Consider the following 14,632-nt stretch of genomic DNA (forward strand, 5'->3'; position numbering starts at 1 on the left):
TATTTTTTAGATAATCCGTCACATTTAACTCTTATTATCGGACAAATTTCCGAGGTGGCTATACCGCTTTCGGTATTCAGAGGGCGAACAACCAAAGATTTTGGAAAAATGCTGTCTAAAATGTTTTATATCCTTAAAGCCTACTTGATAAGCGGTTTCATTAATATTCGTTTTATTGCTAATCAGCAATTGCGCTGCGCGGCGCATCCGGATATAACGGATAAATTCATTAGCAGATTTACCTGAAATAGACTTTATTCTTCTATACATATTGGAATGGCTCATACCTAGCTCGTCGGCAAGCATTTTTACCGTAAAATTTTCATTCAATAAATGCTTTTCAACTACCGCGATAGCGCGTTGAAGAAAATCTTTAAAGGCTGTAGGAACCTGATGATCTTTGGACTGCAACGTGATTTCACTGTAAAAATAGGTATGCAATCTATTTTTGTTTTCTATCAGACTTTCCACACGTGCCACGAGTAACTCTTTATCAAAAGGTTTAACGATATAGTCATCTGCTCCAACTTCGATCCCTTTTAATTTAACATCAAAAGACGAACTTGCAGTTAACAAAATAATAGGGACATGGCTCCGCTTTGTATTGCTCTTCATATGTTTGCAGAGATCGATTCCAGAGTCTCCACCCATCATGATATCACTGATGACGATACTTGGTTCTATTTTTTCTAACACAGTTATTGCCATTTCTGCACTGTCTGCTTTAATAACCTGATATTTGTCAGAAAAGACTCCAGCAATATAGTTTAACATATCTTCATTATCATCTACAATTAGTATTTTCTCCTGCATATCATCTTCATACCACTCGTCAAGTGGTTGTCGTTTTTTTGGATAGATTGAAGGTGTATGCTCAAGCTTATCTTCTTCCGCAGAAGAAAGATATCCATAAGCAGCCTGTTGTAATTCGACAGTTGGCTCCACCGTCGCTGAGCTGACCTGATGAATCGGCAATCGTATTGTAAAAGTAGCTCCAGCTTTTGGATTTGCAGTATATTCCAATTTACCTTCGTGCAGCGTAATAAATTTTTTCACAAAAAACAGTCCGATTCCAAAACCATCTGCGCTTTGGTTGAATAGGTTAAAATTACGTTTAAAAGGTTTAAAAATTTCTTCTGTTAAATGGGTTGGATAACCCTGTCCAGAATCGATGATATCACAGATCAATTCGGATTTTAGACGGCTCACTTTAACAGCGACAGATCCTCCTTTGTCTGTATATTTAAGCGCATTTTGAAGTAAATTGATGAAACAGATTTCCAGTTTTTCATAATCTGCATTTATAATTAGTTTTTCAATAGTTGTATCAAATGAGTAAGTGATGTTTCGAGCACTGGCCAATTGCCTAAAAGATTCAAAGGCCTCTCGCCAAACCGCTATAATGTCAAAAACCTTACTTGCGAGTTCGTCTAAATTACCATCAGATTTTCTAAACAAAAGAAGTTTATCCGCTAGGTTTAACAATCGCTTGGAATGATTGTAAATAGAAAGTAGCTCGTCTGAATCTGTCATATTCTTTTTTGACTTGACGACAATATCTTTGATCGGATTTACAATAAGGGTCAATGGAGTCCTGATCTCGTGGACAATATGGGTAAAAAATGCCAGTTTATCTTCGAGTAATTCGTGTTCTTTATCACGTTCAAACTCAGCAGTCTTTACTTTATAGAGCAACAACGCTTTATTCTCCCTATACCTATTATAAAAAAAGAGTACCGCAGCGAGTAGCAAAAAGTATCCTAGATATGCCCAAAAACTTCGGTACCAAGGGGGCAAAACTTCTATATCGATAATTCGTTCCGTCGGATTCCATTCGCCATTTGCATTGGTTGATCTAATATGTAATTTGTATGTACCTTCTCTGAGATTAGAGTAATAGGCTGTACGTTGTTTATTGACGTAATTCCAATCCTTGTCCCAACCTTCCAAATAATAGGCGTAGTCGATCCTATCCGAAAAACTAAAGTCCAATGCTGCATAGGAAAATGATAATACGGCCTTATCAAATGGTATTTTTAGATGCTTTACATCATTTAAAGCAATTTGCCTCTCCTGCCCACTTTGTTCATACGCCATATTATCGATACTTAATCGGGTCAATTTTAACGAAGGAAAACTGGTCTTAAACAATACATCCTTAGGTCTAATGATATTGAAACCACGGATACCCCCAAAAATCAACTGATCATCGTGCAATTTGATGGCAGCATTGTAATTAAATTGGTTACTTTGGAGACCGTCTGACTGGTAGAAGTTTTGAAATGTCTTTTTTCGTAAATCCAATTTGGAGAGTCCGTCGAGTGAAGATATCCACATGTTACCTTGTGCATCCTGTAAGCCATTTAACAACGTATTACTAACAAGTCCATCTTTTTCGGTATAGCGCTTATAGTTCATTGTATTTAAGTTCAGATGTAAAAGTCCGCCCCCTTCAGTGCCAAGCCAGAGAAAGCCATTTTCTGTTTGTTGGATAAAACGAATTGGAGTACCGATCTGATAACTCTTGTATTTCATCGTACGTAAGTCCAGTCGAAATAAGGAATTCCAGGATCCCATCCACAAGGTAGCATCCTTATCTTCGTAAAACGTCAACACGTCATTTATTGGTAAATCGAGATATTTAAACTGATCTGTGATGGTATCTAAGCGATAGACATTTCCATTGGCAAGGGTTGAAGCCCAAAATGTACCCCTACTGTCTTTAAATAAACGCCATACAGCATTATTTGCGTAGGGCGTATTCGGATAGTAACAGCTATAATGCTTTATTTCGCCTGTTTTTGCGTTTAATTTTACAATTCCCATATCATAGGTTCCAATCCACAACTGGCCATTTTGATGCTGAATCAAGGATGTTATAAAAGAAGGTTTGCTCTGCAAAGGAGCTGAATAGGTATAATTAACCAAATGGCCTTCTGCTATACTCCATTTATATAATCCATCCCCGTCAGTTCCTATCCAAATATGATCGCGATCGGCCTGTTCAAATGATAAAATAAAATCGGTGGTATTTACCCGTTGGCTATTGGGAATAAGTTTAAATGATTGAAATCTTCTTTTTACCGGATCCACAATATTGACCCCACCCCTTAGGGTGCCAATCCAGATCCGATCATCTTTATCTTCCCAAACAGCAAACACAGATCGGCTGGTTAATTGTTTTTGGTCAAATCCAATATACTCTTCGAAAGTTTGTGTTGTGGTGTTAAATTTTTGAATGCCCGCACCATCGGTACATATCCACAGCTTTTTGTCTTTTCCAAAATAAAGGTTAACGATAGCTTTTCGATACGTATCGTAGTTATATTGTTCAAACTCGCCCGTTTTTATATGATAACAATTAATTTTTTGATAACTGGCAAACCAAACATCTCCCTTTGTTGACACAGCCATTGTTGTCGATTGGAAATCACCTTGCTTTACAATTGAAAAACTGTTCTTTTTGCTATCATAATATGCCAAACCAAGATGATCTATGATTGCCCAAATTCCAGCATCAGCTGATTTGCAGATAGCTGAAACACGATAGTCAAAATCCTTTTGGCCAGCATATTGTAAAGGTATCCTACTCGCAATACTTCCATCCTTCGTTTCCTCAATTTTAAAAAGCCCTTTAGATCCGCCTTGTAAAAATAACTGACCTAGCATATCCTTCTCTATTTGATGAATCGGAAAATTTAGAAGTTTATTTTCTCTCTGCGAATGCACCAACACTTGCTTACAAACTGAACGATTGGCATCTATGACTGCCAATCCACTTTTGGTCGCTACATATAACTGAGCGGAAGCACTTTCGGCAATCGCGGTTACACGATTGTCGGGAATTGTATTATTAGATAATGGGTCATTTTTAAAAACTTTAAATTCATATCCATCGTAACGATTTAGGCCATTGGATGTTCCAAACCACATAAACCCATCCCTATCCTGAAAGATAGCCGTTACAAAATCGTTTGAAAGTCCTTTATCAATGCCTAAATAAGCGATAGATGATTGGCACCATACAACATGAATCGGCAAGAGGAATCCGAGAAGGATCAAGTAGACGTTTTTCATAAGAAGATTATAATTGTTTTAGTGACACTTAATTTACAAAAAAAACCGTTGATCGACAAATTCGAAATACGATATTTATGATCCGATCTGCGCGCTCTTAGGTCGATGTGGTAATTGGGCGCTGGTAATGGTCTAAATACCGCTATCTTATCTTATTTTTTTCGCCAATACAAATGAAAAAAGCGAGGATAAGACCTCGCTTTTTATCGATCTGTTGCTAACAAAGTCCGATTTTAACGGACTCGTCCATTCATAATCTTACCTATAAAATACATTCGGGATAGGCATATAACTACCATTAAATCTGCTGCGACAACTTCTAAGAGGTATTACTTCAATCTCTGTAAGCGTTCTTTCGCTGACGGAACAATATCATCATCCTTCTCATAGTTTTCAATAACACTTTTCAATGTACTCTTTGCCTGGAAAGTATTGCCTTTGCGCGCATAAGCATCTGCAAGCAATATAAAACTCTTGGCTACCCAATATTCTTGTGCTCCCCTATTGTTGATAACGTCAAAAGCAGTTTCCAATGCTTTATCGTATTCCTTACTATCATATTGCAATAGCGCCACGCGGTAACGCGCCTCTGCGCCAGCAGCTGACTGGCTTTTCAGCGCAGCCAGATTGAATTCTTTCAAGGCAGAAGCTACGTTCTTTTCTTTCAGTAAGGACCTTCCGTTGTATAAATGGGCTTTTGCAATTTCCTCCTGAGTTGCCCCCGCATAATTCTTGATTAAATTCACGTATTTGGCCACCTGTTCCATATCACCAAGTTCGAAATAACACACCATCAGGTTGGTTACCGCATACCCATAGTTCTTTTTATACTCCTCATTGAGTTCTAATTTTTTCAGGTGCACAATAGCCTCATTGTATTCCTTGAGGCCTAGATATAAAGCAGCCACTGTTAACAGGGTATTCTCCGTATACTTACTCGTCCAGTCGTTCAGTATAATATTGAGATCGTGCAGCGCTTCCTGCGGTTGGCCTATACGGTAAGAACTTACACCGCGGATATAACGCGCAAATTTCTCCTGTTTAGGTTTTGGAAATTTGTCGAAATAAGCGTTGATAGCTTCCACGGCTGCACCGTATTCGCCCCGGGTAAAGAGCGAATGGGCTGCCTGGAAAGCCATATTATCCTGCTCTGCAGGACTCAGATTTCCCACATTAGTACCTACAGCGTAACGAATATAACTCGAAGCGTCTCCCTGATCGAGATAAATATTTTCAATAAAACGCATAGCCTGCTCTGCCTCAGCGGTTCTGGCATATTTCTCCACTACTTTTTGGAAAGTAACTTTAGCCGCTTCGGGTTCATCATTGTTGTACTGTACAAGCCCAATGGTCATGAGGGCGCGAGGTATATAACTACTGCGGGGGTACTTTCCAATCATTCCTTGCAGCCCTTCGAGTGCATTATCATAATCTCCCATCGTAAAATAGGTGTAAGGGATTTCAAAGGCTGCATCATCCGCATAATTAGAAGCGGGGAATTGCTTCAGCACAGAACGTAGCGTACTCATCTTCTTTTCATTATCGCCTTGCAGACCAAAGATGATACCACGCTGGAAAAAGGCATAGTCCTGATTAGGTGCTTTGCTGTTGATCAGCTGGTCATAATATTTGTTTGCGCGGCTGTAGTTGCGCAGACAAAGATACGAATCACCCAGTCGGGCGATGACGTCATACCGTATATCCTGATCAACTGTACTTCCACCGGCAGTTAGAAAGCGTTCAAAATAATCTGCCGCCAGTGCAAAACGATTATTTCGATAGGCTGCATAAGCAAGTCCATAATTGGCATAATTGTATACCTCATTATTTCGAGCAGCGGGCAAACCTAGGAAACGGGAAAAGTTTTCCACGGCTTCCCCGAATTTACGCACTTCATACATCGCCTCGGCCTTCCAATAGGTGGCAAGAGCAGCCATTTCAGCATTGGCTGGAAACTTTTCCGATCGCATAAACATCGATATGCTGTTTTCGAAAGCGCGCTCGTTATAAAACTCCAGTCCGCGGTAGTAAGTTACCTTTTGATAGATCGCATTGACTTCCCGTCCGCGTTCCTTTAGCGATTCAAGCATGCTAACGCCAGCATGGAAGTTGGTGGTCCCACGTAGAATTTCAGCGGATAGTGTTTCGGCACTTTCCTTTCTTTTTAAACCCGGATCGACAGGTTTCACTTCTTGGGCAATATATTTTTCGAGGACTCTTTGCGCAGCCTGGGTAGAATCCATTTCGAGCAGAACTTTGGCATAGTTAAACAGCGCATCGGCTTTTACTTGTCTGTCGAGGTCCAATTTTGTCACTTTCACAAAGGCATCTCGGGCAGCTTGTTTGTTACCGGTTTCCAAAGCAATATGTCCTAAAGTCATAATTGCACCCTGATAAAAGGCGTCCGAAGATTTCATTGCCTCCAGCATACCACTGGCTCTTTTGTATTCGCCAGCCCCATAGGCCAGGTAGCTGATGCGATAATTATCAATATTACTTTGCGAAGCGTCTGGATGACGTTTCATCAATTCATGATAATACGCTTGCTTATATTTTTGCCACGCTAAATAAGTGGTGGTAGCAATCTGACGTAATTCCGTCTCTATAGCGTCACGATTGATACGCTTCATATCCGGGCTCCGACGTACCTTGACGGCATCGGCCAGCATAGGCCGGTAATCGCGTACAACCTCAATGGAATCCATCGTTTGAACTTCTCCGCTACTTCTTTGCTCAATAGGTTGCTGCTTCTCTTTTTTATCTTTCTGCTGTTTCTCTACTTCCTGTGCATACCCGGTAGCCAGCAGAGCTGAAAGCGTCCCAGTAAACAAGTATTTAAGGTAATTATGACCGATTCTTTCTTTCAATATCATTATTCATCCGTATTTCTGAATTTTTCCAAACGTTCCTTTGCCGAGGAGACAATAGGGTATCCCTAATCAGTATATTCAAAACTAAAGAATTCAAACCACATTTGGTAATTTCAAATCTTATATACTTTATTATAAGGATTTACAACCCGACCCGATGCCCATTGCCCAATCGGCAATCGTCCTTACACAATAATGGAGCCAAGAAGAAAAAATAAGAACCACATCAGTAATGTCGCGCTACAACCTATAATGACGTTAGGTATAGGCTTATTGATACGAATGAAATGATTTTGACACTTGCCAACTGCCACTCTCATACACCAAAGTCACTAGGTCAGTCATGCTAAAGCTGTCAAATTTCAATACAATTTTTGCAATCAGATAATCTCCAGATTTTTCGACTATCTTGATCTGCGTTTTGCAATTCAAAATTTCACCCTGTTGTTTATTCAAACATTCAATCACCGCACGGCGTCCATAGGTATGTATAGTGGAAGTATGAATTTTTTGACTGAAATCTTGGGCAAACAATTGCTCTAGCCCAAAAGATGCTCCAGCAGTAGTTACCGCAATATAATGCTGTAAGGCGAATTCTGCTGTGGAGAGATTAACAGGGACTATTTCTGATTTTGATACTGGTTTTTCAGCCGACATGGCAACTGATGATAAGGCAATTAAAGCTGCTACTGTGAATGTTTTTACGAATCCTTTCATACTATCTTTTCGTTCAATTGTGTTAGTTTATATCCTTTTCCTTTTTGATCCGAAACTACAGATCAATATGCCGCTAGCCTACAGACTTTAGACCAAGGGTCTTTGAATCTCGGTGAATGGCGGAAATGTAAAGGTGAATATAACAACCATCTTACCTGCTGCATGCCAATTACTATACCATTGGCCACAATAAATACATTTATGCCTCTAAGCACATTTAAAGGCATTTTCAGGATCTTTCTACGAAAAAGAAAACGTGCGCATATGAACAGTTTCAAAATAGATTGTCCGCATGCGCACACTGCATAAAAACCTGGCAAAAGATTGATGATTACCGCCTGTTGACCAAATTGATTTATTTCGTTTTCTTAATTGGTATATCGGCTGATAGCGCAAAAAAATTGTCCGGAAGTTGCTTTGCTTCAATTTTTCGGGCAATAGACTCCATTTTGAATTGCTCATTATCAATCACAATTTTCAATGGAACAGACTTGGCTTTTGCTAAATAGTAGTTCCAATTTCGATAACTATGCATCTGATACTTAGCAAAATCAACAGGGTATTTTGATGTGTAAAAATAGGTTGTCTGCCCTCCTTGCGTCTTTAAGATCAAGGCATCACAATCTTCCCCCAATATTTTCTCTTTATTTTTAATCAGCTCATAACTCACGATTGCATCCGACTGCACATTGGCATCAAACCAATAAAGGGTATCTGATCGGCTCGTCTTATTGTACAGTCTATTGGTCTCACTAATATAGAGCTGTACGGTGATACCAGCTCCATTTGTTAGCGATTTGTAATTTCCCGATTTGATAAAACACGTTTGCTCGTCGCCTAAAAGAAGACGCATGTGTTCGCTGGAAATCGTGGAGTTTTTACTTTGAAAGCTGTTTTGATAAATAATTTCTCCTTCAAATGCCTTTTGAGAGTATGTTTTCCCTGTGGCGACTAGAAATAATAACGATAATAATAGATAATTGATGTTCATTTGCTTAAAAATGATATTGAGCACAAAAAGATTTGTTCAATTTACATCTTTTCTTCATGCTTCAGGGTAACTTTTCATATGCGCTACGTCTTTTTCATTATTCGTTATATAAATAGGAGTTTTAGCTATAATTTCTTGTTTGATGTATCATTGATATTTCTATGCTATTCCTTCGGAGCTTCTCTGCCGATTCTCTGTTCTTTGTTAGGGCCTTCTTTGAGCTTAATTTGGGCTTTGTTCGCTTATTTACTGCCGTTTACTTGCTGTTTCTCCGTTTATTCTTTGCTGTTTCTCTACTTATTCTCTGCTTATTTTTTGCTGTTTCTTTGGTGTTTCTCTGCGTATTCTTTGCTTATTCTTTGCTGTTTCGTTGGTATTTCTTTGCTATTTCATGGGGAGAAAAGCAAATAAACAGCAAGCGAACAGCCACGAACAAGTTAACTTTGTACCTACCAAAAGCGAGTATAAGCTCCAAACTTAGCAATACAAATTAGCATACACACCTATTACCCTCCCGAAACTTAGAAAGCAATTCATAAGCTCAACGGCAAAAACCAACTGTTCACAATAAAAAAAAGTCGCATCGGAAGATGCGACTCAGTAACGAGTTAATTAAAATGATCTTTTGCAACACGGGACACTACAATTATTCTACTGGCTTTACAACAAAAGAGAAGGAATAATTTTTGTAAGGCAACGTATATTCCTGAAGCGGCCATGCTCCCCAGCTATTGACTCCTCCGACTCCCATCTGTTTAAGGTCAATATTAAGCTGCGTTTGCTTCCTTTTAACCAGGTCGGCAGCATGACGCTGCTGACGCTTGAGACCATCATCCAAGTCTTTGTCGAAATAATGCAAAGCACTCATGCTAAACGTCGAATCTCCCGTAAACAACAATCCACGGCCACGTTTATTTTTTATTTCCATCCATCTAACGTCCGTCTTATTACCTGTCTCCTGTGGCATTACATAGGGAAAATACTGCTGATCCACCGTCTGTTTATAAATTCCCACAGGTGATGAAAAATTACGGTCAATGTAGTTTTCCTGCGGTCCCCTTCCATAGTAATTGATGGTTTCAAAGCCTGAAGGCAGGATCCATTGCATACCGAAACGTGGAAGAACAGCTACCTTTTTTGTGGTATCAGCAAGGAATGACTGAGAAATACGCATTTCACCCGATTGATTAATGGAATATTTCATTTCCAACTGTCCATACACTTGCGGCATTTTATAGGTAGCATCCACATACGCTAGATTATTGACAACTGTTGATTTAATTTCAATCAATTCAATAGAATCTGAAACCTGCTTCCAAGACTTCAATTTTTCCGGTGTATTTGCCCCAAAGTCATTATCATTCGGTGCGCGCCAGAAATTACTCTTAAATGTGGTATGCTCATCAACAAAAGCCTGCCCTTTAAATTGATATCTCGTTAGCCATCCTGATTTAAGATCAAACTCAATCAGTAGATCCTTGGCCGACACGATGAGATTTCCTTCTTTTCGCTCAGTATTGATTTTCCCTTGTGCTAAAACGGCGGTCTTAGGCCGAAAAACACCTCCCAAAAATAACTGTTCAGTTGCTATAATATGCCCAGTTGGAAGTAAGGCCTCGGCTTTTTTCAGTCGATATGTTAGATTCAGAAACTTTTCGCCAGATTCTACGCTTTGATAAGGAATAGATAGCACCGCAGATTGTTGCGGCGACACATTCAAATTCTTGATTAGCCCAGATTCAGTTTTTTTCCCATCAACTATAATTTCCCATTGAAGTTCAACATTTTCAAGCGCTCTAAAAAAGCGCTCGTTATAAATTGCTATCTTTTTTTCACCCAATAGACTAGTATGAATATCCTGATATACTTTTTTCATTTCCCATGCATGAGGATAGGGAGTTCTGTTCGCGTAAAAAATCCCTTTGGAAGCATAATTCCAGTCCGTAATAGCTTCTTTAGGTTCGTAATCTCCGCCATAGGTATATACCGTATCTCCTTTAGCGTTGACTTTAATAAAACATTGATCCACAAAATCCCAGATATATCCACCTTGAAATATCCCTTTGTTTGCCCGAATGATATCCCAATAATCCTTGAAATTACCCAACGAATTTCCCATGGCATGTGCATATTCACATTGAATGAAAGGCCTTTCCGGCTTAGGGTTACGGGATGCATAATTTTTCATCGCAGATGGACTGGCATACATAGGCGCCACTATATCAGTATTCCAGTCAAATCTTAATTCGCCATAATTATTCACGGCCCTTTCGTATTGTACCGGACGGCTGGTATCGAGCTCTTTTATTCGGAGGTAAGCCCGATAGAAGTTATACCCATTTCCGGCTTCATTGCCCATGCTCCAGATAATGACACTTGGATGATTCCGATCTCGCTGAATAAGACGTTCAACACGTGCCACATGCGCTTTTTCCCAGCTCGGTCTATTGGCCATGGTATAGGACAGATCATAGCCCATGCCATGTGATTCGATATTGGCTTCGTCGATCACATACAGACCATATTGATCACAGAGCTGCAACCAATACTCGGCATTGGGGTAGTGGCTCGTACGAACGGCATTGATATTGAATTTCTTCATAAGTTGTACATCCCGCAGCATACTCTCTTTTGAGATCACATGCCCTGAGACGGGATCTGTCTCATGTCTATTTATTCCTTTAATAAGAATAGGTTGTCCATTAACCAGCAACTGCCCACCTCGAATCTCGATAGTACGAAAACCGACTCGCAGTGGAATGACCTCGATTGTTTTGTCCTCATGGTCTAGGAGCTTAACAACTAACTGGTATAAATTCGGCACCTCAGCAGACCACAGTGCAGGACTATCTACTGTCTGCTCAACAGTTATTTCCTGCCCCGAAACTTTGACAGCTTTACTTGATATCACCCGGCCATCCTGCAGGAGTGTGATCTCTGCCTGTAAATTCTCCTGATTAATCCGGTTAAAAATGAGTTTGGTTTTTAAGACTCCCTTATCAAAAGAGGCATTGAGTGTTGGGGATAGTTGAATATCACGCACGTGTAGTGGCTGTCGCATCAGCAAATAACAGTCACGCGTGATTCCGCTTAAACGCCACATATCCTGATCCTCCAAATAATTGGCTACTCCCCACCGCATAACACGCATGGTAATCAGATTTTTTCCCTTTCTTAAATACTTCGTTATGTCAAACTCAGATGGTAATTTGCTATCCTCACCATATCCGACATATTCGCCGTTTACCCAAACAGATAAATTAGATTTAGCAGCTCCAATATGTAGAATAACAGGCTTCCCCTGCCAATCCGCAGGAATGACTACCTCGCGACGGTACACCGCGGTAGGGTTGAAATCCATCGGTACAATGGGGGGATTTGGCTTTCCGATCAAATAGGTAAACTCAAAACCTGAAGTAGTATACATCGGAAAACCATATCCATTGAGTTCCCAATTAGCGGGCACCTGAAAATTGTCCCAATGACGATCGTCATAAGTTAATGATTCAAATTGGGCTGGCAACTGAGACGGGCTATTAACCCATTTGAATTTCCACGCCCCATTCAAACTTAAATAAGAGGAGGATTCACGCCAATCGTAGTCACTAATTTGATCTGCATTCGGAAAGGTTACAAAATCGGTATGCATGGGCATTCGATTTTCTTCAGTTATCGTTTCATCTAACCAAGGGATCCCTTTCCGGATAACAGTATCTTGTTGTTCTTTTTTGTTTTGCTCATGCGTCAAAGTCACACTGGACTGCGCATGGCCCAACACGATGACAATACTAGATAGAAAAATAAGCGTGAATTTGGTCACTAGTTGCATTTCTTAAATTTTTAGGGATAACAAATTAATTCGAAACGGCAGATTGTTTAGCCTAATCGAACTTGAATAGATTGATGCGGTCAAATTAATGAAAAACATTTAAGTCCCACTGATCTCTCCAATTTATCTGTACTTTTTCATTCCGAAGATCAATAGGTAGCCAAATATATCTGCTATCCATAAGCTCTTTGGGGTTCCATCGGTCGGCCATAAAAATAAAGAAATCCTTTTTTCCTGCTACGGGAAGTACAAATGTCGACTGACCGTCAAAAGTCGAGGATGAATTTGGTCCCCGCATCGGATCACCGAGTGATTTCCAAGGGCCAAAAAGATTCGCGGCGACATGGAGCTCCGCACGATTCGGCGCCCAACCCGTGCATCCGCTGGTGATCAGGTAATACTTGTCATTATATCTGAATAATGCTGGAGCTTCCCTATGATTCCGAAATAGTAAAGAATCCTTTGCTGTTACACGGAGGTAATCATCCGTTAACTGAACCAGGCGTAAAGCATAATTTTCGTCGGATGAATACACTTGGTACGCCTTCCCATCGGTATCCACAAATAAACTCATATCGCGTGACATATTGTTATTTGGCCTGAAACTATGGACAAACTGAAACGGTCCAAAAGGTGAGTCACTTACCGCAACGGCGGCCCTGGCGGCTGCATAGCCCTGACCTTTCAATTCAAGATGGAACCACATGACATATTTTTTCAGCTGCTCCTGATAGATCACTTTTGGTCGTTCCATAATACACCCCCAGGCAATATCGCTGGTGGAATCTGCGCTCGGTGTAAGTGCCAATCCTTCAAACTTCCAGTTATGCAAGTCAGCGGATGAATACACATTGACCCCCTGGGATGTTGTGCCACCACGTTTCTCTCCATACCAATAGTATTTTCCATTCTGATAAAGCACGCCACCGCCATGTGCATTGATCACATCACCACTGTGGTCTGTCCATCTTTCCCCTGGTTTAAAACTACTCACTTGAGCAGGTTTCACTTTTTGATAAACCCGTACATAATCAATTTCATACTTTGCGGGAAGTAATTTATGATCTATCGCACCGCCATTTGTACCGCCAAGCGCCAAATTTAACAGCAGATAATGCGGTTGGGTAAATGGATTGAAGCCTGTACCATCCCGATTAACCAATTGGTCCATCGCAACGCGAAGCATCTCAATATCGTCCACATACAGAGCAATAGCATCTTCATCCCAAATCATTCGCCAAATATGAAACTGATCAGCCCAAGCTTTTCCCCCAAGATCTTTAACTGCCCGAGTCTGACCGAACCAATGGGCTTTCCACCGCTGATCAGTACCTGTCGCGATATTCGCCAATATTTTGCCACGGTAATACTCCATAATATCTATTTCGCCATTGGATGGCCACTCTTTGGTCGTTCCTAATGTCCAGAAAGCAGGCCAAAGCCCAGCGCCAACAGGTATACGTGCCCGAATTTCAAAAATTCCGTATTTCCAGCTTTGCTTTCCTAACGTATTTATTGAAGCCGAAGTATACCTTATCTGCTTTCTGCTGTTAATCCAATCTTTACTGCCTTGAATAAAACCCAGATGCTCGCGATGTTCATTTTTTGCTTCAATAATCAATAGGCCATTATGACAGAAAGCATTTTCCTTTTGATACCATTGTTCTTCGCGGTTACGTTTAAAGCCTTCTTCATAGCTCCACTTGGTTGTATCTAGCGTGCCTTGATAATCGAACTCATCCGACCAAACTAAGCCATATTCCTTTGGGATGGGTTTTTGGCTGTACGCGGCAAAATAGCTTGACAGTAGAATAAGACAGACAGATATAAGTGTTTTCATGATGTATTTTAAGTCTCTTTGAGCGAATAGTTCCTGATTATTCGCAAACAAAAATATCACCCATTTTCTATCCAGACAAGGGGGATATTGAGTCAAAAAGAGGGATATATTCGTATTTATGTAATAATACGATGACACAAATACGATGTAGCTTTTAATATTCCCATCAAAGAACAGACTCATTCTCACAATAATAATATCATACTTTTTCTCAAATGATAAAAAACAGATGAGCATCCAGCTGTTCTAATGAGCATAAAAAAAATTCCCCAACAGATTTTACACCTGTGGGGAATTTCACTATTACA

Annotated in this window: 6 protein-coding genes; all 6 read right to left on the reverse strand. The window is 40.2% G+C overall.

All coding sequences use genetic code 11. The features are described from left to right. Nucleotides 1-24 precede the first annotated feature (24 nt). On the reverse strand, nt 25-4,077 hold the full coding sequence (locus QE382_RS19385; protein WP_307187368.1) for a hybrid sensor histidine kinase/response regulator transcription factor: 4,053 nt from the start codon (nt 4,075-4,077) through the stop codon (nt 25-27). Nucleotides 4,078-4,406: 329 nt separating this feature from the next. Further along, nucleotides 4,407-6,950 carry a tetratricopeptide repeat protein gene (locus QE382_RS19390; protein ID WP_307187369.1) on the reverse strand — a complete coding sequence of 848 codons (2,544 nt, stop codon included), beginning with the start codon at nt 6,948-6,950 and terminating at the stop codon, nt 4,407-4,409. Nucleotides 6,951-7,217: 267 nt separating this feature from the next. Continuing rightward, complete coding sequence (locus tag QE382_RS19395) at nt 7,218-7,664, reverse strand: nuclear transport factor 2 family protein (protein ID WP_307187370.1); 447 nt, start codon at nt 7,662-7,664, stop codon at nt 7,218-7,220. Between the two features lie 355 nt (nt 7,665-8,019). Further along, nucleotides 8,020-8,655, reverse strand: a complete 636-nt coding sequence (locus QE382_RS19400) for a hypothetical protein (RefSeq protein ID WP_307187371.1) — start codon at nt 8,653-8,655, stop codon at nt 8,020-8,022. A gap of 646 nt (nt 8,656-9,301) precedes the next feature. Then, nucleotides 9,302-12,484: a beta-galactosidase, LacZ type gene (gene lacZ / locus QE382_RS19405; protein ID WP_307187372.1), complete on the reverse strand. Its 3,183-nt coding sequence runs from the start codon at nt 12,482-12,484 to the stop codon at nt 9,302-9,304. An 85-nt stretch (nt 12,485-12,569) separates the two neighbouring features. Then, nucleotides 12,570-14,324: a family 43 glycosylhydrolase gene (locus QE382_RS19410; RefSeq protein ID WP_307187373.1), complete on the reverse strand. Its 1,755-nt coding sequence runs from the start codon at nt 14,322-14,324 to the stop codon at nt 12,570-12,572. Between the last annotated feature and the right edge of the window lie 308 nt (nt 14,325-14,632).

This window comes from Sphingobacterium zeae, assembly GCF_030818895.1.
GTDB lineage: Bacteria > Bacteroidota > Bacteroidia > Sphingobacteriales > Sphingobacteriaceae > Sphingobacterium > Sphingobacterium zeae.